The following is a 17,858-nucleotide window of genomic DNA, read 5'->3' as shown; positions in this document are numbered from 1 at the left end:
TCAAACGTGGAGTGGAAACGATGAAAAAGCTCATGCTTGCTACGGCGGCTTCCGCGCTGCTCGTAGCAGCCCCGACCGCGAAGGCCGATAGCGTCAATGTCGGTATCCTCCTCGGCTTTACCGGGCCGATCGAGTCGATCACGCCGGCCATGGCCGCAGCCGCCGAGCTCGCCTTTTCCGAGGTCAACGAATCCGGATTGCTCCTCGATGGCATGACCATAGAGGCTGTTCGCGGGGATTCGACATGTGGTGATGCCGCTGCAGCAACCGCTGCCGCCGAGCGCCTGGTCACTTCGGACGATGTCGCTGCGATCGTCGGCGCCGATTGCTCCGGCGCGAGCATCGCTGTCGCCAACAACGTGGCAATCCCCAACGGTGTCGTGATGGTCTCCCCGTCATCGACCTCGCCGGCGCTCACCACGATCGACGATGACGATTATTTCTTCCGTACGGCGCCGTCGGATGCACGTCAGGGCCAGGTCGTCGCTGATATCGTGTGGGAGCGCGGCATCGACACGGTCGCCATCACCTATACCAACAACGATTATGGCCGCGGCCTGTCGGAAGCTTTCACAACAACGTTCGAGGAACTTGGTGGAACCGTCGCGATCAATGCGGCGCATGAAGACGGCCGCGCGGATTACTCTGCGGAAGTCGGCGCCCTCGCGGCTGCAGGTGCCGATGATCTGATCGTGTTCGGTTATGTTGACCAGGGCGGTCGCGGCATCATCCAGGCCTCGCTTGATATCGACGCCTTCGAGAACTTCGTCCTCGCCGACGGCATGTTCGGTGACAGCCTGATTGAGGCGATCGGCCCCGAGTTGGACGGGCGTGCTTTCGGGACGGTTCCGGGCAGCGATCTGGAAGGCGCTGACATCTTCCTCGAGCTGGCTGAAGAAGCCGAATTCGACGGCTCGTCCTCGTTCACCGGCGAATCCTACGATGCCGGTGCGCTGATCGCGCTCGCCATGCAGGCGGCCGGCTCCACGGATCGGACCGCGATCCGTGATGCGATGATGTCGGTCGCGAATGCGCCGGGTGAGGAGATCCTTCCGGGCGAGATCGCCAAGGGTCTGGAAATCCTCGCGAATGGCGGTGAGATCGATTACGTCGGCGCCACCGGCGTCGAATTGATCGGCCCCGGCGAAGCGGCTGGTCGTTACCGCATCTACGAGATCGATGACGGCGACTTCCAGACCATCGAGTTCCGTTGATCACCTGATGGTGGCATTGCCGGCCCGGGGCCCTGCTCCGGGCCGGCATGTGTCGAGGGCAGAAAATGATACGCGTCGAAGATGTGCATATGCACTTCGGGGGGATCCGCGCGGTCAACGGAGCGACGCTGGAGATCGCCAAAGGGTCGATCACCGGGCTGATCGGGCCGAATGGTGCGGGCAAGACCACCCTGTTCAACTGCATAGCCGGCCATTACGCGCCCACTTCCGGAAAGATCTTTCTGGACGGTGAGGAGATTACCGGCCTGGCGCCGCATGAATTGTTCCACAAGGGACTGCTGCGGACCTTCCAGATTGCCCATGAATTCGCCACGCTGACCGTGCGCGAAAATCTGATGATGGTGCCCGGCGAGCAGATGGGCGAGCGCCTGTGGAACACCTTCTTCCACCGCAAGGCCATTGCCGAGGAAGAGGCGGGTGTGCGCGCGCGCGCCGACGAGGTGATCGACTTCCTCACGCTCAACCGCGTCGCGGACGAGCTGGCGGGCAACCTCTCCGGCGGACAGAAGAAATTGCTCGAACTCGGGCGCACCATGATGGTGGATGCCAAGATCGTCTTCCTCGACGAGGTCGGCGCGGGCGTCAACCGCACCCTGCTCAAGACCATCGCGGATGCGATCCGCCGGCTCAACCAGGAGCGCGGTTATACCTTCTGCATGATCGAGCACGACATGGATTTCATCGGCGACCTCTGTGACCCGGTCATCGTCATGGCCGAAGGTACGGTGCTGACGCAGGGCCATGTCGATGAGGTCAAGAACAACGAGCAGGTCATCGAGGCCTATCTCGGCACCGGCATGAAGCAGCGCCCCAACCGGGCGAAGGCGGGCGCATGAGGCTTCCCAAATGAGTTTTCTGATCGGAGAGGGGATGACGGGCGGCTATGGCGGCGCGGACATCCTGCATGACTGCACGATCTCGGTCGACAAGGGCGAGGTTGCGGTCATTGTCGGGCCGAACGGCGCCGGCAAATCCACGGCGATGAAGGCCATTTTCGGCATGCTGAACCTGCGCGAGGGCGCGGTTCGGCTGGGCGAACGCGCCATTACCGGGATGACGCCACAGGAGCGGGTACGCGCCGGGATGGGCTTCGTGCCACAGACCGGCAACGTGTTTCGCACGCTCACCGTGCAGGAAAACCTCGAAATGGGGGCCTTCATTCGTGACGATGATTTCTCGGACACCATGGAGCAGGTCTTCTCGCTGTTTCCGGTTCTCGCCGAGAAGCGCCGCCAGCCTGCCGGCGAATTGTCCGGCGGGCAGCGCCAGCAGGTCGCGGTCGGGCGCGCGCTGATGACCAGGCCCGACGTGCTGATGCTCGACGAGCCGACGGCGGGCGTCTCGCCGATCGTCATGGACGACCTGTTCGACAAGATCATCGACGTCGCCAATACCGGCATCGCCATTCTCATGGTCGAGCAGAATGCCCGTCAGGCGCTCGCCATCGCCGACAAGGGCTATGTGCTGGTGCAGGGCCGCAACCGTTTCACCGACACCGGAGAGGCGCTTCTCGCCAACCCGGAAGTCCGTCGATCCTTCCTGGGGGGCTGAGGGTGGAAGACATTCTCAATGCATCGCTGGTACTGGCGAATTTCGTCATCATTCCAAGTCTCGCCTATGGTGCGCAGCTCGCGCTGGGCGCGCTCGGCGTGACCTTGATCTACGCCGTTCTGCGTTTCGCCAATTTCGCCCATGGCGACCTGATGGCTTTCGGAACCATGGCCGTGATCCTCGTCACCTGGTTCTTCCAGGCGCAGGGGATCGGGCTGGGACCGCTCCCCACGGCGCTGCTGGCGCTGCCTTTCGGCATCATCGCCGCCGTGCTCCTCGCCATGGGGACGGATCGCTTCGTCTACCGCTTCTATCGCAAGAAACGTGCTGCGCCGGTCACCTTCGTGATCGCCTCGGTCGGGGTGATGTTTGTCTATAATGCGCTGACGCGTATCTTCATCGGCACCTCCGATATCCGTTTCGAGGATGGCGAGCGTTTTCTCATCAGGGCCCGGGAATCGCGCGAATGGATGGGGCTGGCCGAGGGGCTCGCCCTGCGTTCCAGCCAGGCTCTGACCCTCGTCGTCGCCATCATCGTGGTCGTGGCCCTGTTCTGGTCCTTGCAGAAGACGCGCACCGGCAAGGCCATGCGCGCCTATTCCGACAACGAGGATCTGGCGCTGCTGTCGGGTATCAATCCCGGGCGCGTCGTGCTGATCACCTGGGTGATCGCGGCCACGCTGGCAACGATCGCCGGCACGCTCTACGGGCTCGACAAGAGCTTCCGCCCGTTCAACTATTTCATGCTGCTGCTGCCGATCTTCGCGGCAGCGGTGGTGGGCGGGATCGGGCAACCGTTCGGGGCGATCGCAGGTGGTTTCGTCGTCGCCTTCTCGGAGGTGAGTATCACCTATGCCTACAGGCGGGTCCTGTCGCATATCCTGCCGGAGGAGTGGATGCCCGACGGGCTCGCCCAACTGCTTTCCACGGATTACAAATTCGCCGTGTCGTTCATCATTCTCGTGCTTGTGCTGCTGGTGCGACCGAACGGCATCTTCAAGGGGCGCGTGATATGAGGACGGTTGAAACGAGCAATTATCGCATGCCATTGCTCTATGCGGCGATGGCGCTGGCGCTGATCCTGGTCGGCGTCTTCCAGAGCTGGACGGTGGCGCTCGCGATCTTCAACCTGTGCATGATCTCGGCGATCATGGCGCTGGGTGTGAACATCCAGTGGGGCTATGCCGGCCTGTTCAATGTCGGCATCATGGGTTTTGCGGCGCTCGGCGGGTCGGCGGCGATCATCGTCTCGATGCCCCCGGTCACCGAAGCCTGGGCGGTGGGCTGGCAGGGGCTGGGTCTGGCCGCCTTGATGCTGGTGATCACCATCGCCGCCGCCATTTTCCTGAGGCGCCGCTATTCCGGGTCCGGGCGCAATATCCTGACAGCCGCGATCATCATTGCCGGCTATTTTGCCATCCGCCATTTCGCTGATCCGGCGACGGATGCGATCGAGGCGGTGAATCCGACCTCGCAGGGCTATCTGGGCGGAATGGGGCTGCCTGTGATGCTGTCGTGGATCGTCGGCGGCCTGTTTGCGGCTGCGGCGGCCTATCTGATCGGGCGTGTGACGCTGGGCCTGCGTTCCGACTATCTCGCCATTGCGACACTCGGCATTTCCGAGATCATCCTGTCTGTGCTGAAGAACGAGAACTGGCTGACGCGCGGCGTGAAGAACGTCACTGATATTCCGCGTCCTGTACCGGATGAACTGGACTTGCAGCGTTCCGAGTGGTTCGCCAATCTCGCCGTGCAGCTCGACATGCCGGTGTCGGTGCTCTCCTCCATCGCCGTGCGTGGCGCCTTCGCGGTGATCTTCATCGTCGTGCTGGTGCTGATCATGATCCTGTGTGAGCGGGCGCTCAACTCGCCCTGGGGCCGGATGATGCGCGCCATCCGCGACAACCGCGATTCCGCCGCCGCCATGGGCAAGGACATTACGGGGCGCCATCTTCAGGTCTTCGTGCTCGGCTCCGCCGTGGTCGGCATTGCCGGCGCCATGCTGGTGACGCTCGACGGCCAGTTCACGCCCACCACCTATATCCCGCTGCGCTACACCTTCCTTATCTGGGTGATGGTGATCGTCGGCGGCTCGGGCAACAATTTCGGCGCCGTGCTGGGCGGCTTCGTGATCTGGTTCGTCTGGATCCAGGCCGAGCCGGCAGGCCTGTGGCTGATGCGGGCCATCACGGACACCTTCACCTTCGGCCCGGCCATGCAATCACATCTCGTCGACAGCGCGCCGCATCTGCGCATGCTCCTGATGGGCGTGATCCTGCTGACCGTGATGCGTTTCTCGCCGCGCGGGCTCATTCCGGAAAAGAGTGCGGCGAAACCGCTGCGCTGAAAAAACGAAAACCCGCCGGCGTCATCCGGCGGGTTCGTCCTTGCGGAGGGCGACCGGGTTATGCGGTTTCCGCAGGCTGTTCGCTCACAGCTTGCGCTTCGGTCACCTTCTCGGCAAAGGTCGCGAAGAATTTCGCCGCGAGCTTCTTTGCCGTGCTCTGCACCAGCCGCGAGCCGAGCTGCGCCAGTTTGCCGCCGATCTCGGCCTTCGCATCGTAGCGCAGAAGCGTCTCCTCACCACGATCCTCCAGCTCCACCGTGGCGCTTCCCTTCGCGAAACCTGCCGCACCGCCGGAGCCTTCGCCGACCAGCGAGAACTGCTCCGGCGCGCCGGACGGGTCGAGTGTGACATTGCCCCCGAACCGCGCCTTCACCGGTCCGATCTTGAGCACGACCTTCGCTTCCAGCTCGGTATCGGAATGCTTGATCAGTTCCTCGCAGCCGGGGATGGATTCCTTCAGGATTTCGGGGTCATTGAGCGCGGCATAGACCTGGTCGCGCGGCGCGGGGATAAGGATTTCTTCTTTCAGTTCCATGGTTTCCTCCGTTATTGGTTGAGGTTTGAGAGGGTTGGGGCGAGCCCCTCATGAAGCGGCGTGCCGCGCATCACGATCACGCCTCCGCGCGCTGGCCGGCGCGGCGGTGGGCGATCATTTCGGTCAGGATCGACAGGGCGATTTCCTCGGGCGTGATGGCGCCGATATCGAGGCCCGCCGGGGCATGCAGGCTGTCGAAGCGCGCTTCCGCCACACCGTCCGCGACAAGCCGCTCGCGCAAAGCCGCGACCTTGGCGCGCGAGCCGACGAAGGCGGTGTAGCTCGCCGGAGCGGCAAGTGCGGCGCGCAGGGCCGCCTCGTCGCCGCGCCCCTGAGTCGAGACGACGATGAAGCGTGAACCGTTGCTGATCCCGTCAATGGCAAAACCCTCGACGCGCCGGGCATGATCGGGCATCGCTGCGAGATCCGCCGCCGGGGCGCAGGCGGTGACGGCAAAGCCGAAGCGTGGGGCGAGATCGGCCAGCGCGCGGGCGACGGGGCTTGCGCCGCAGATGACGAGTTCCGGGCGCGGCAGGACCGGCTCGATGAAGATATCCATCGTGCCCTTGCTGGGGCACATGTTGCGCGCATAGGCCACGCCATCGCGCTCCTCGCCGGCGGTGACACCCCGCGCCGAGAGCACGTCCTCCGGCTGGACCGAGATCAGGCGTGGCTTGCCATCCGCGAGCGCTTCGCGGGCCGCACGCAGGACCGCGCCCCGCGCACAGCCGCCGCCGATCCAGCCTGCCGAGAGCACGCCATCAGTGCCGATCACAGCCTTTGCCCCCGCCTTGGCGGCGGTGACGGAGACAGTGCGCACCACGGTGGCGAGGGCAAAGGCCTCGCCGGCGGCCTTGAGAGCGTTGACGCGTTCGAGAATATCGGTGTCGCCGGTCATGGGTCTAAAGCCTCACCAGTTCGGGTTCGAGATCGGCCAGCGATTGCAGGGTGTTGGCGGGGGCGAAAAGATCGAGATGCGGCAAAGCCGCCGCCATGCCGCGCGCCACCGGCTCGTAATCCTTCCAGCCCTTGAGCGGATTGAGCCAGATGATGCGGCAGCCGCGCTGCTTCAGCCGTGCGAGTTCGTCGCCGATCAGCTCCGGCGGGTCGGTGTCGTAGCCGTCGGAGAGGATGATCACGACGCTGCGACCGGAGACGAGGCGCTTGGCGTAATTTCGATTGAAAATCGCAAGATTGCCGCCGATCCGTGTGCCGCCGCCGAAGCCCTGCGCGAGCAGTGACAGGCGTGTCAGCGCGCGCAAGGCGTCGCCGTCACGCAGGGCATCGGTGATGCGCACGAGCCTTGTGTGGAAGAGATAGGCATCGGTTTCGCCGTCGGCCTGCATCAGGCCCTTGAGGAAGGCGAGGAAGATCCGGGCATAGAGCGCCATCGAGCCGGACACGTCGAGAATGGCGGTGATCCGGGCCGGGCGCTCGGGGCGCTTGCGGCGATAGAGCCGCAACGGCTCGCCGCCCGTGGCGATGGAGGCGCGCGCGATGCGGCGCAGATCGAGGCTCTCGCCACGCCGATGGGCGCGCTTGCGGCGCGAGCGCCGGTCGCGGATGGCGCGGGCGATGCGCATCGCGACCTGCTCGGCGGCGGCGATATCCTGCGGGGTCACCAGCTGACGAAGATCGACCTGCATGAGATTGCGCATGCGCGCACCCACAAGCCGCCCTTCGCCTTCATGCGCAGCCTCGCCCTCGCCCGCATCATCCGGCGCTTCCGGGCGCCCGGCGCCCGATCCGGCGAGGCCCTCGATCTCCTGCGCGCGATGCTGGTTACGCGCGCCTGCACTCTCACCCGGGCGGACCGAGACGCGCTCGCGCCCGCTATTGCGCCAATAGGCGTCGAAGAGATCGTCGAACCGGGCAAATTCCTCGCGATCCCCGCAGCAGAGCGCCTTGAGGGCAAGCTGCGCCTCGCGCGGATCCTGAGCCTCGACGCAGGTCAGTGCTTCCAGCGCGGCTGCGGTCTCGGAGGGGCCGAGGCGTAGGCCGCCATCGCGCAGATGGGCGATGAAGCCCGCCATGCGCGCGCCCGGGCCGGATGCCCGTGCGGGAAAACGGGTGATCGCAGTCATGCGGCCACTCCGGCGAGGCGCTGCGCGACTTCGATCGGCAGGGCATCGCGGTCACGGCGGGTCTTGAGCAGGGTGACGAGGCTCGCCTGGAGCGCGGCGGGATCGCTGGTAATATCGTTGACGCCGAGCCCCGCCAGCGCGGCGGCGAAGTCGAGCATTTCGGCGACGCCGGGCTTCTTCTCCAGATCCTCCTTGCGCACGGATTGCACGAAACCCACGATCTGACCCATCAGATCCGCCTCGATATCGGGGCGATGGGCGGCAAGGATGGCGATCTCGGTGGCGCGGTCGGGGTAATCCACATAGGAGTAGATGCAGCGTCGGCGCAGCGCATCGGAGAGATCGCGCGTGCCGTTCGAGGTGAGGATGACGAGCGGACGGGCCGTCGCGATGATGGTGCCAAGCTCGGGGATGGTGATCTGGAAATCGGAGAGGATCTCGAGCAGATAGGCCTCGAATTCCTCATCCGCCCGGTCGATCTCGTCGATCAGGAGAACCGGCGGCGCGTCCTGCCGGATGGCTTCGAGCAGCGGGCGCTCCAGCAGGAATTCCTCCGAGAATACCCGCGCCTCCATGCCGGACCCGGCCTCGCCGGCTTCCGAGGCGGCGCGGATGGCGAGCAGCTGGCGCTGGTAGTTCCATTCGTAGATGGCGTGGCCCGCGTCCAACCCCTCATAGCATTGCAGCCGGATCAGCTTCGCTTCGCGGATCGCGGCCAGAACGCGCGCGATCTGCGTCTTGCCCACACCGGCGGCGCCTTCGAGCAGCAGCGGACGACCGAGGCTGATCGACAGATGCAGCGCCATGGCGAGATCGTCGGAGGCGACATATCCCGCCTGCGCCAGATTTCGTTGCAGATCGCGCCATTGGGCCATGGCTGGAACCTCCGGGCCTTGAATCAGGAAACAGATTGCCCGTGACCGCCCCGCCATGACGGCGGAGCGGTGCTTCGGGTCTGTGGAAGGCGGTCTTATGTCAGCCGTGCAGGCCGAGACTGTTCGCCGTCTTCCAGATACGCCAGTGATCATGCGGCATGTGCGACTGTTTCAGGCCGAAGGCCCGGAAAGCGTCATGCACGGCATTGGAGAAAGCCGGCACGCCGCCGACATTGGGGCTTTCGCCCACACCCTTCGCCCCGATCGGATGATGCGGGGAGGGGGTCTCCGTGTGATCGGTGACGTAGTTGGGCGTCTCCCATGCGGTGGGCAGGAAGAAGTCCATCAGGGTGCCGGTCTTGACGTTGCCCATCTCGTCATAGGCGATCTCCTGGCCCATGGCGATGGCGAGCGCCTCGGTGAGGCCGCCATGCACCTGCCCCTCGATCACCATCGGGTTGATGCGCGTGCCGCAATCATCCAGCGCGTAGAACTGGCGGATATCGGCCACGCCCGTATCCACATCGACATCCATGACGCAGATATAGGCTCCGAACGGATAGGTCATGTTCGGCGGATCATAGTAGCTCACCGCCTCGAGCCCGGGCTCGAGACCCGGAATCGCCTGATTGTAGGAGGCATAGGCGATCTCGGCCATGGTCTTGAAGCGCTCGGGCGCGCCCTTGACCACGAAGCGATCGACATCCCATTCGAGATCGTCGTCATGCACTTCGAGCAGATAGGCCGCGATCATCTGCGCCTTCGCCCGGATCTTGCGGCCCGCGAGCGCCGTCGCGGCACCCGCCACCGGGGTCGAGCGTGATCCGTAGGTGCCGAGCCCGTAAGGTGCGGTATCGGTATCACCTTCCTCGACGGTGATCTTGTCGGCGGAGATGCCGATTTCCGAGGCGAGGATCTGCGCAAAGGTCGTCGCGTGACCCTGGCCCTGGCTGATCGTGCCCAGCCGTGCGATGGCTGATCCAGTGGGGTGGATGCGGATTTCGCAGCTGTCGAACATGCCCATGCCGAGAATGTCGCAATTCTTGACCGGGCCGGCACCGACGATCTCGGTGAAAAAGGTCAGGCCGACCCCCATCAGCTTGCGGGTCTCGCCACGCTTGAAGGCTTCGAGCCGCTCCGCCTGTTCCCGGCGCAGGCCTTTGTAGTCGACGGCTTCGAGGGCCTTGTCCCAGGCCGTGTGGTAATCGCCGGAATCGTATTCCCAGCCGAGCGCCGAGTGATAGGGGAACTGCTCCTTTTTGATGAAATTGATCCGGCGCAGCTCGGCGGCATCCATGCCGAGCTTCTGGGCGAGGATCTCGATCATGCGCTCGATAAAGTAAGCCGCTTCCGTCACGCGGAAGGAACAGCGATAGGCCACGCCGCCCGGCGCCTTGTTGGTATAGACGCCGTCCACGCCGACATAGGCGACCGGGATGTCGTAGGAGCCGGTGCAGATATGGAAGAAGCCGGCGGGGTACTTGGTCGGATCAGCGCAGGCGTCGAAGGCCCCGTGATCGGCGGTGACGTGGCACCACAGCCCGGTGATCTTGCCTTCCTTCGTCGCCGCGATCTTGCCCTGCATCCAGTAATCGCGGGCAAAGGCCGTGGCCATCAGGTTGTCCATCCGGTCCTCGATCCACTTCACCGGCTTGCCGGTGACGATGGAGGCGACGATGGAGCAGACATAGCCGGGATAGACGCCGACCTTGTTGCCGAAGCCGCCGCCGATATCGGGGGAGACGACGCGGATATTGTGCTCGTCGATGCCTGAGAGCAGCGAGGCGACGGTGCGCACCACATGCGGTGCCTGGAAGGTGCCGTAGAGCGTGAGCTTGCCGTTGATCTTGTCCATCGAGGCGACGCAGCCGCAGGTCTCCAGCGGGCAGGGATGGGTGCGGTGGTAATAGACCATCTCCTCGGCCACGACATCGGCGGAGGAGACGACCTCCTCGGTGGCGGCCTTGTCGCCCTCTTCCCAGAGGAAGATGTGGTTGGGATGGCGGCGCGGCCCGTGGGCGCCTTCCTTTTTATCGGCGATATCCTCGCGCAAAACCGTGGCGCCGTCTTCGAGCGCCTTGAACGGATCGGTGATGACGGGCAGATCGTCGTATTCCACCTCGACCAGCTCGATCGCATCGGCGGCGACATAGCGGTCGCTCGCCACCACGAAGGCGACTTCCTGGCCCTGGAACAGCACCTTGCCGTCAGCGAGCACCATCTGCTTGTCGCCTGCGAGGGTGGGCATCCAGTGCAGGCCGAGCGGCTCGAGATCCTTGGCGGTGAGCACCGCGATCACGCCCGGCAGGGCGAGAGCGGCTTCCGCATTGATCGACTTGATGCGGGCATGGGCATAGGGCGAGCGCACGAAATCGCCGAACAGCATGCCCGGCAGCTTGATATCGTCGACGTAATTGCCCTTGCCCTGGGTGAAGCGGGCATCCTCGACGCGCTTGCGCTTGCAACCGAGGCCCTTGAGATTGGCGACGCGTTCGTCGCGATTGGGGGTCATGTCGTTCATTATGCGACCTCCTCGGGGGTCTTGACCGCGTCATCGGCTGCCGCGTCGCGCCCGTTCATGATGGCGGCGGCGGCGAGGATCGCCTTGATGATGTTCTGGTAACCGGTGCAGCGGCAGAGATTGCCGGCCATGCCGAAGCGGACTTCTTCCTCGGTGGGATCGGGATTTTCCTGCAACAGCCGCCACGCGCGGGTGATCATGCCGGGCGTGCAATAGCCGCATTGCAGCCCGTGATGCTCGCGGAACATCTCCTGGAGCACATGCATGCCCTCGGGGCTGGCCAGCCCCTCGACAGTGGTGATGGTCGCCCCCTGCGCCTGGGCGGCGAAGAGCGTGCAGGCCTTGACGGACTTGCCGTCGAGATCAACCGTGCAGGCCCCGCAATGCGAGGTCTCGCAGCCAATATGCGGCCCGGTGATGTTGAAACGCTCGCGCAGCACGTGAATCAGCAATTCACGCGGCTCGCACAGGGTTTCGAACTGCTCGCCATTGATGGTGAGCTTGAGATGCATTTTATCAGCCATGTAATCCTCCCCGCTCAGGCGCGATCGACAGCGCGCGCGATGGCGCGGCGCAGGATCACGCCGGCGACGTGTTTCTTGAATTCCACCGGACCGCGATTGTCTTCGGTCGGATCGATATCCGCGAGCATTGCCGCGACCGCTTTATCCAGCGCCTCGCCGGTCCCGTCGGTCCCCGTGAGCGCGTCGCCGGCGGCTTCCGAGAAGATCGGAATGTCGGAGAGGTTGGTCATGGCGATGGAGGCAGAGGTGATCTTGCCTGCATCCTTGCCGATCAGCACCGCCGCGGCAGCGGTGGCGTAATCGCCGATCTTGCGCTTCTGCTTTTCATAGGCGTAGCCGCCGGCAGGGCGCGCGAAGCTGATCGCGGTGAGGATCTCGTCATCCTCACGGGTTGTGGTATAGGCCGCCTCGTAGAATTCGCGGGCAGGGACGTCGCGGGCGCCGTCGGGGCCGACCAGGGTGAAGGTCGCGTCGAGGCATTGCATCAGGCCGGGCATGTCGTTGCCGGGATCGCCATTGGCGACATTGCCGCCCACCGTGCCGCAATAGCGCACCTGCGGATCGGCGATCTGCAATGCGGCCTCGCGCAGGATCGGCGCGGCTTCGGCGAGCGCCTCGTCGTTGATGAGATCGTGCTGGGTCACCATCGCGCCGATGCGGATCGTCTCGCCGACGCTGATGCCCTTGAGATCGGCGACGTCCTGGAGATCGATCAGATGGGCGATCTCGACCATGCGCAGCTTCATCATCGGGATCAGGCTGTGCCCGCCCGCAATGACGCGCGCCTCGTCGCCATGCTCGGCGATGACACCGAGCGCCCCGGCAATATCCGTGGGCCGGTGGTATTCGAAGGCTGGGGGTATCATGCGATCAATTTCCTCCCTTGGCTGGCAGCGCCCATACGGCGCCGAATCCCGAATCGCGGCTTATGCCGCTTCTTGCATCAATCGAAACGATGTTGCTTCGATGGAACCGTTCTTGACTGGATACTGCGCCAGAGCGCGCCATCGCGCCGCAGCCGAGGCACCAGCCGAGAGCAAAATTTCACCAGATGCGCGTCTTCTGCACGAAATGCGATTGTGCGGCGCCGAACGCATTTCATGAAATGCGACCAACTTTCGATGGTTCTGAGGCGAATCGATTCGCTACAGGGTTGCCATGAGCCTGTTGCGGTGCATGATCGACTTCGTGAGTTTTGCGCCGATCTGCCACGGCGCAGCGTTGGGCCGAGGGCGCGGATGGAGACGACCGAGAACGGGGCGGGCGGCGCCGTTGGCGCGGGATCGGGGCCGCCTTCACGCTGGCGGGCCCTGCTGGCGCGGGGCGCGCGCATCAGCCTGCCGGCACTGCGATGGTCCCGGATGCGGTTGCCCGAGGCGGATCTTGCGCAGACCGCGCGGGCGGGTCTTGGCCTGATCTATCCGCCCTCCTGCATCGCCTGCGGTGCAGCGGTCGATCGCCCGCAGGCACTGTGTGCCGATTGCTGGACGACGATCCGTTTCATCGAGCGCCCGTATTGCGAGCGACTCGGCACGCCATTCGCCCTCGATATCGGCGGCACGCTGCATTCGCCCGCCGCGATCGCCGATCCGCCGGTCTTCCAGCGCGCCCGCGCCGTCGCGGCCTATGACGGGGCTGCGCGGTCGCTCGTCCACAAGCTGAAATACAACGACCGTATCGAGCTTTCCGAGGCGCTGGGCCGGATGATGCTGCGCGCCGGCAGCGAGCTTCTCGCCGATGCGGATCTGGTCGTCCCGGTGCCGCTGCATCGCTGGCGGCTGTGGCGGCGGCGCTTCAACCAGGCGGCGGCGCTCGCGCAGGTCATTGCGCGCCATGCGCAGATCCCTTGCGACATGCAGGCCCTGCGGCGTGTCAAGATCACCCGCAGCCAGGTCGGCCTCACCCGCAGCCAGCGCCGTGACAATCTCTCCGGCGCCTTTCGTGTGGCGGAGAGCGCGCGGCTGCGGCTCGCGCAGAAACGGGTGCTCGTCATTGATGACGTCGTCACCACGGGCTCGACGGCGAATGCCGTGGCGCGTGCGCTTCTGCGCGGTGGTGCGCAAACGGTCGACGTGCTTTCGTTCGCATGTGTCGTGACGGAGAGCTGAAAATGCTTATATTGCAAGATGACACTTCGTATCGGAGACGCTGTACCCATGTCTGACACACCGGCCACGATCACGATCTATTCCCGCAGCTGGTGCTCCTATTGATGGAGTGGATGCCCCCACCCGACGGCATCGCAATGTGCCAAAATGGTGATGCTGAAGTCATCACAGAAGGAGGAGGCATCCATGGGTGAGATTAGCATCGTTGGCGTCGACCTGGCAAAGCAGGTTCTCCAGGTTCATGGGGCAGCGGCCGATGGACAGGTGCTGTTCCGCAAGAAGCTGTCACGGGCGCAGTTTGCGAAGTTCATGGCGTCGCTGCCGCCTTGTGTGGTGGCGATGGAGGCATGCGCAACGGCGCACTATTGGGGTCGTGAGCTCTCCCGTCTGGGTCATGAAGTGCGGCTGATCCCGCCCATTTACGTGAAGCCATTCGTCAAGCGGCAAAAGAACGATGCCGCTGATGCTGAGGCCGTGGCCGAAGCTGCGCAGCGTCCGACCATGCGTACCGTGGCGGTGAAGACGGCGGACCAACAGGCACGGGCAATGTTGTTCCGCACCCGGGATCTGCTGGTCGGCCAGCGAACCCGTCTGGTGAACGCCCTACGCGGGCATCTTGCTGAGCACGGCATCATAATCGGTCAAGGCGTTGGCAATATCGCTCGCTTTGCTGCCTGCCTCGATCAGGACACGCTTCCGGACCTGGTTCGCGATCTCGGGCGGCTTTACCTCGATCAGATTGCTCAAATCAGCGACGAGATCGACAAGCTCGATAAGCGGATCGCAACTGCAGCCAGGGAAAACAGCACAGCACGCCGGCTGCAGACGATGCCGGGAATCGGCCCGGTCTGCGCCCTGGCGATCGCATCCTTTGCACCGGAGATGCGGGAATTCCGCCGTGGGCGCGATTTTGCGGCGTGGCTTGGCCTCGTTCCACGACAGCACTCCTCCGGTGGCAAGCAAAAGCTTGGTCGCACTTCCAAGATGGGTCAGCGCGATATTCGACGCCTGCTGATCATCGGCGCCATGTCTGTCGTGCATTGGAGGGGCCGGCACGGTGGCCGACCGGGATCGTGGTTATCGCGCATGCTCGCACGCAAACCACGCAAACTGGTCGCCATCGCACTGGCGAACAAAATGGCGCGTATGATCTGGGCCATGCTCGCCGGCGAGACTGATTACAGGGATCCGACCGGCGCGATCTGCTGAACGCGGCTGTCGGAGCCTCGGGGATGTGAGGAGGGCAATGACCTGAATGGGCAAATGATCGATCAGATCCGGGTCGGGTAAACCAGTGGAGTGCAACGAGCCTCGAGCTCGCCCTATTGATTTGGTACCTGATCCGCGTATCACCATCCCGGCCCGCGGCGTGCGAAAGCCGCACTTGTGAGGCCTGAAACATGACCGCACCCGATCACGCGCTCAGACAGGCAAAAAAATCCTTGCATCAAAGGGGGCATCCAAACATGCGCTGCGGCCAAGGCGCTGCTGGCGAAGAAGGGCGCGGAATTCGAGGAGATCGACATCGAAGCCGTACCCGGCGCCCGCGCGCAGATGCTGGAGCGCGCCGCCGGACGCACCTCCGTGCCGCAGATTTTCATCGGGGATACCCATGTCGGCGGTTACGACGAGATGGCCGGGCTCGAGCGCCAGGGCCGCCTCGACACCTTGCTCGCCGGGGGCGTGTGAGCCATGGCCGGGACGCGCGTCGCCTGTGTCCAGATGCGCTCCGGGCGCGATCCCGCGACGAACCGCGACGATGCCGTGCGCCTCGTTAGCGAGGCGGCGGATGCGGGGGCGGTCTTCGTGCAGACGCCGGAAATGACCTCCCTCGTCGAGCGTGAGCGCAACCGGCTGTTCGAAAACATCCATCGCCAGGAGGACGACATTGCGCTGGCTGCCCTGCGCGAGACGGCGCGGGCGCACGGCATCACGCTGCAGATCGGTTCGCTCGCCGTGCGCGACGGTGACAAGGTGGCCAACCGCGCCTTCCTGATCGATCCGCAGGGCGAGATCGCGGCGCAATACGACAAGATCCACCTCTTCGACGTGGATCTGCCCAATGGCGAGACCTGGCGCGAATCGCGCACCTATCAGGGCGGCGAGCGGGCCGTGCTCGCACGCACCGCCATCGGCCGGCTCGGCCTGTCGATCTGCTACGATATTCGCTTCCCCTATCTCTACCGCGCCTACGCGCAGGCGGGCGCCGAGATCATCGGGGCGCCCGCCTGCTTCACGCGCCAGACCGGCGAGGCGCACTGGCACGTGCTCAACCGCGCCCGCGCCATCGAGACCGGCTGTTTCATGATTTCCGCCGCGCAGGGCGGCCTGCACGAGGATGGCCGCGAATCCTACGGCCATTCGCTGATCATCGACCCCTGGGGCCGCATCCTCGCCGAGGGCGGGACGGAACCGGGCGTGATCATGGCCGAGATCGATCTCGACGATGTCACCCTTGCGCGCGGACGCGTTCCCAGCCTGCGGCATGACCGGGATGTGGGGATGCAGGTCTTGTGAGCGATTGCCGGGGAGGGTGCCGCGAATTTCACCATCCTCGCCACTTTCCACGGGTGAAGCCCTGCCGCTAAGCTGAGCAAGTCATCACCCGGGGGATTCCCATGGCCGCTTATGACCTCGCCATCCGCAACGGCACGGTCGCGACCGCGTCGGACGTGTTCAAGGCCGATATCGGCATTCGCGACGGCAAGATCGCGGCAATCGCCGATGTGATCAGTGATGCCGCCGAGGAGATCGACGCGACCGGGCTGCTGGTTCTGCCCGGCGGTATCGACAGCCATGTCCATATCGCCCAGAAACAGGGGGAGGGGATCGTCATGGCCGACGATTTCGCCTCCGCCACGGCTTCTGCGGCGGCGGGCGGGAATACCATGGTCATGCCCTTCGCGCTGCAGGAGCGCGGCACCAGCCTGCGGGCCTGTGTCGAGGAATACCGCAAGCTGGCGGAGGGAAACTGCGTCATCGACACGGCCTTCCACCTGATCATTTCCGATCCGACGCCGGAAGTGCTCGGCCAGGAACTGCCTGCACTTCTGAAGGACGGCTACACCTCCTTCAAGGTCTTCATGACCTATGACGATCTTGTCCTCAACGACCGCCAGCTGCTCGACGTGTTCGACGTCGCCCGCCGTGAGGGCGCGCTCGTCATGGTGCATGCGGAGGGCTATGACGCGATCCGCTACATGACCGAGAAGCTGGAGCGGGCCGGCGACACGGCGCCGTATTACCACGCCGCGTCGCGTCCCGAACTCGTGGAGCGCGAGGCGGCGCATCGCGCCATCAGCCATGCGGAACTCGTCGATGTGCCGCTGATGATCGTCCATGTCTCGGGGCGCGAGGCGATGGAGCAGATCCGCTGGGCGCAGCAGCGCGGGCTCAAGGTCTATGGCGAGACCTGCCCGCAATATATCTCGCTGACGGCCGAAGACCTCCAGGCGGCGCAGGGCGGCGATGCGATGAGCGGCGCCAAATACGTTTGCTCACCGCCTCCGCGCGATCATGAGAGTTGGGATGCGATCTGGGAGGGTATCCGCACCGGCGTGTTCCAGACCTTCTCCTCCGATCATTGCCCGTTTCGCTACGACAGCACCGAGGGCAAGCTCAATCCGAAGGGGCGCACGTCGTTCCGCTGGGTGCCCAACGGCATTCCCGGTGTCGAGACGCGGCTGCCGATCCTGTTTTCCGAGGGGGTCTCGAAGGGCCGTATCAGCCTGCAGCGTTTCGTCGAACTCAGCGCCACCAACCATGCCAGGATCTACGGGCTCTATCCGGGCAAGGGGGCGATCGCGGTGGGTTTCGACGCCGATATCGCCCTGTGGGACCCGGTGCGCAAGGAGACGATCCGGCAGGAGATCCTGCATCACGGCGCGGATTACACGCCGTGGGAGGGTTTCGAGGTCACCGGCTGGCCGGTCATGACCATCGCCCGCGGCGACGTCGTTGCCCGCGACGGCACTGTTACCGGCCAGCCGGGGCGGGGGCAGATCCTTGAGCGCGGCCTGTCGGAATTTGCCCGGCCCTGAGGGCCATGCGCTGCTGCACATCTGCAAGTCTTAAGCAA

Annotated in this window: 17 protein-coding genes; 10 read left to right on the top strand and 7 right to left on the bottom strand. The window is 64.6% G+C overall.

The window, feature by feature from the left end; translation table 11 throughout:
* The first annotated feature begins 20 nt into the window (after nucleotides 1–20).
* The 5 genes from GA0071312_RS15055 to GA0071312_RS15035 all read left to right on the top strand — a co-directional run bounded on the left by GA0071312_RS15055 (nucleotide 21) and on the right by GA0071312_RS15035 (nucleotide 5,133).
* Nucleotides 21–1,214, top strand: a complete 1,194-nt coding sequence (locus tag GA0071312_RS15055; protein ID WP_074445626.1) for an ABC transporter substrate-binding protein — start codon at nucleotides 21–23, stop codon at nucleotides 1,212–1,214.
* 65 nt (nucleotides 1,215–1,279) lie between these two features.
* Nucleotides 1,280–2,071 (top strand): ABC transporter ATP-binding protein, encoded by a 792-nt coding sequence (locus tag GA0071312_RS15050; protein WP_074445625.1) that lies wholly within the window; start codon nucleotides 1,280–1,282, stop codon nucleotides 2,069–2,071.
* 10 nt (nucleotides 2,072–2,081) lie between these two features.
* The gene (locus tag GA0071312_RS15045; RefSeq protein WP_074445624.1) at nucleotides 2,082–2,786 is read left to right on the top strand and encodes an ABC transporter ATP-binding protein; all 705 of its coding nucleotides are present in this window, start codon (nucleotides 2,082–2,084) and stop codon (nucleotides 2,784–2,786) included.
* 2 nt (nucleotides 2,787–2,788) lie between these two features.
* The gene (locus tag GA0071312_RS15040) at nucleotides 2,789–3,802 is read left to right on the top strand and encodes a branched-chain amino acid ABC transporter permease (RefSeq protein ID WP_074445623.1); all 1,014 of its coding nucleotides are present in this window, start codon (nucleotides 2,789–2,791) and stop codon (nucleotides 3,800–3,802) included.
* A 26-nt stretch (nucleotides 3,803–3,828) separates the two neighbouring features.
* Nucleotides 3,829–5,133, top strand: coding sequence for a branched-chain amino acid ABC transporter permease (locus GA0071312_RS15035; protein WP_238947240.1), 1,305 nt, complete (start codon nucleotides 3,829–3,831; stop codon nucleotides 5,131–5,133).
* A 58-nt stretch (nucleotides 5,134–5,191) separates the two neighbouring features.
* Here the strand turns inward: GA0071312_RS15035 and GA0071312_RS15030 are convergent, their stop codons facing one another.
* The 7 genes from GA0071312_RS15030 to GA0071312_RS15000 form a co-directional block, all read right to left on the bottom strand.
* A complete protein-coding gene (locus GA0071312_RS15030; protein ID WP_074445621.1) occupies nucleotides 5,192–5,668 on the bottom strand; it encodes an SRPBCC family protein in 477 nt (158 codons plus the stop codon).
* Nucleotides 5,669–5,744: 76 nt separating this feature from the next.
* On the bottom strand, nucleotides 5,745–6,566 hold the full coding sequence (locus tag GA0071312_RS15025) for an XdhC family protein (RefSeq protein WP_074445620.1): 822 nt from the start codon (nucleotides 6,564–6,566) through the stop codon (nucleotides 5,745–5,747).
* A gap of 4 nt (nucleotides 6,567–6,570) precedes the next feature.
* Nucleotides 6,571–7,752 (bottom strand): vWA domain-containing protein, encoded by a 1,182-nt coding sequence (locus GA0071312_RS15020; protein WP_074445619.1) that lies wholly within the window; start codon nucleotides 7,750–7,752, stop codon nucleotides 6,571–6,573.
* A complete protein-coding gene (locus GA0071312_RS15015; protein WP_074445618.1) occupies nucleotides 7,749–8,627 on the bottom strand; it encodes an AAA family ATPase in 879 nt (292 codons plus the stop codon). Before GA0071312_RS15015 ends, GA0071312_RS15020 begins: the two co-directional genes overlap by 4 nt.
* A gap of 100 nt (nucleotides 8,628–8,727) precedes the next feature.
* The gene (locus tag GA0071312_RS15010) at nucleotides 8,728–11,148 is read right to left on the bottom strand and encodes an aerobic carbon-monoxide dehydrogenase large subunit (RefSeq protein ID WP_074445617.1); all 2,421 of its coding nucleotides are present in this window, start codon (nucleotides 11,146–11,148) and stop codon (nucleotides 8,728–8,730) included.
* Nucleotides 11,148–11,672, bottom strand: a complete 525-nt coding sequence (locus GA0071312_RS15005; protein WP_074445616.1) for a (2Fe-2S)-binding protein — start codon at nucleotides 11,670–11,672, stop codon at nucleotides 11,148–11,150. The genes GA0071312_RS15010 and GA0071312_RS15005 overlap by 1 nt, the downstream gene beginning before the upstream one ends.
* Nucleotides 11,673–11,686: 14 nt before the next feature.
* Complete coding sequence (locus GA0071312_RS15000) at nucleotides 11,687–12,538, bottom strand: FAD binding domain-containing protein (protein ID WP_074445615.1); 852 nt, start codon at nucleotides 12,536–12,538, stop codon at nucleotides 11,687–11,689.
* Between the two features lie 495 nt (nucleotides 12,539–13,033).
* Between GA0071312_RS15000 and GA0071312_RS14995 the strand changes: the two genes are divergently transcribed.
* The 5 genes from GA0071312_RS14995 (at nucleotide 13,034) to hydA (ending at nucleotide 17,820) form a co-directional block, all read left to right on the top strand.
* Nucleotides 13,034–13,780 (top strand): ComF family protein, encoded by a 747-nt coding sequence (locus GA0071312_RS14995; RefSeq protein WP_074446234.1) that lies wholly within the window; start codon nucleotides 13,034–13,036, stop codon nucleotides 13,778–13,780.
* A gap of 186 nt (nucleotides 13,781–13,966) precedes the next feature.
* The gene (locus GA0071312_RS14990) at nucleotides 13,967–14,989 is read left to right on the top strand and encodes an IS110 family RNA-guided transposase (protein WP_074444170.1); all 1,023 of its coding nucleotides are present in this window, start codon (nucleotides 13,967–13,969) and stop codon (nucleotides 14,987–14,989) included.
* Between the two features lie 237 nt (nucleotides 14,990–15,226).
* Nucleotides 15,227–15,469 carry a glutaredoxin 3 gene (gene grxC / locus GA0071312_RS14985; RefSeq protein WP_074445614.1) on the top strand — a complete coding sequence of 81 codons (243 nt, stop codon included), beginning with the start codon at nucleotides 15,227–15,229 and terminating at the stop codon, nucleotides 15,467–15,469.
* Between the two features lie 3 nt (nucleotides 15,470–15,472).
* Nucleotides 15,473–16,297: a carbon-nitrogen hydrolase family protein gene (locus tag GA0071312_RS14980; RefSeq protein WP_074445613.1), complete on the top strand. Its 825-nt coding sequence runs from the start codon at nucleotides 15,473–15,475 to the stop codon at nucleotides 16,295–16,297.
* 101 nt (nucleotides 16,298–16,398) lie between these two features.
* A complete protein-coding gene (hydA, locus tag GA0071312_RS14975; RefSeq protein WP_074445612.1) occupies nucleotides 16,399–17,820 on the top strand; it encodes a dihydropyrimidinase in 1,422 nt (473 codons plus the stop codon).
* Nucleotides 17,821–17,858 lie beyond the last annotated feature (38 nt).

The sequence above is a fragment of the Saliniramus fredricksonii genome (genome assembly GCF_900094735.1).
Taxonomy (GTDB): Bacteria; Pseudomonadota; Alphaproteobacteria; order Rhizobiales; family Beijerinckiaceae; genus Saliniramus; species Saliniramus fredricksonii.
Note: the sequence above shows the minus strand (reverse complement) of the source record. Positions and strands in the feature narration are given on the sequence as shown.

Bases quoted from the DNA above. Each gene is read 5' to 3' on its own strand.
- GA0071312_RS15055 (WP_074445626.1), top strand. From the start codon at position 21: ATGAAAAAGCTCATGCTTGCTACGGCGGCTTCCGCGCTGCTCGTAGCA.
- GA0071312_RS15050 (WP_074445625.1), top strand. From the start codon at position 1,280: ATGATACGCGTCGAAGATGTGCATATGCACTTCGGGGGGATCCGCGCG.
- GA0071312_RS15045 (WP_074445624.1), top strand. From the start codon at position 2,082: ATGAGTTTTCTGATCGGAGAGGGGATGACGGGCGGCTATGGCGGCGCG.
- GA0071312_RS15035 (WP_238947240.1), top strand. From the start codon at position 3,829: ATGCCATTGCTCTATGCGGCGATGGCGCTGGCGCTGATCCTGGTCGGC.
- GA0071312_RS15030 (WP_074445621.1), bottom strand. From the start codon at position 5,668: ATGGAACTGAAAGAAGAAATCCTTATCCCCGCGCCGCGCGACCAGGTC.
- GA0071312_RS15025 (WP_074445620.1), bottom strand. From the start codon at position 6,566: ATGACCGGCGACACCGATATTCTCGAACGCGTCAACGCTCTCAAGGCC.
- GA0071312_RS15020 (WP_074445619.1), bottom strand. From the start codon at position 7,752: ATGACTGCGATCACCCGTTTTCCCGCACGGGCATCCGGCCCGGGCGCG.
- GA0071312_RS15015 (WP_074445618.1), bottom strand. From the start codon at position 8,627: ATGGCCCAATGGCGCGATCTGCAACGAAATCTGGCGCAGGCGGGATAT.
- GA0071312_RS15010 (WP_074445617.1), bottom strand. From the start codon at position 11,148: ATGAACGACATGACCCCCAATCGCGACGAACGCGTCGCCAATCTCAAG.
- GA0071312_RS15005 (WP_074445616.1), bottom strand. From the start codon at position 11,672: ATGGCTGATAAAATGCATCTCAAGCTCACCATCAATGGCGAGCAGTTC.
- GA0071312_RS15000 (WP_074445615.1), bottom strand. From the start codon at position 12,538: ATGATACCCCCAGCCTTCGAATACCACCGGCCCACGGATATTGCCGGG.
- GA0071312_RS14995 (WP_074446234.1), top strand. From the start codon at position 13,034: ATGCGGTTGCCCGAGGCGGATCTTGCGCAGACCGCGCGGGCGGGTCTT.
- GA0071312_RS14990 (WP_074444170.1), top strand. From the start codon at position 13,967: ATGGGTGAGATTAGCATCGTTGGCGTCGACCTGGCAAAGCAGGTTCTC.
- GA0071312_RS14980 (WP_074445613.1), top strand. From the start codon at position 15,473: ATGGCCGGGACGCGCGTCGCCTGTGTCCAGATGCGCTCCGGGCGCGAT.
- hydA (WP_074445612.1), top strand. From the start codon at position 16,399: ATGGCCGCTTATGACCTCGCCATCCGCAACGGCACGGTCGCGACCGCG.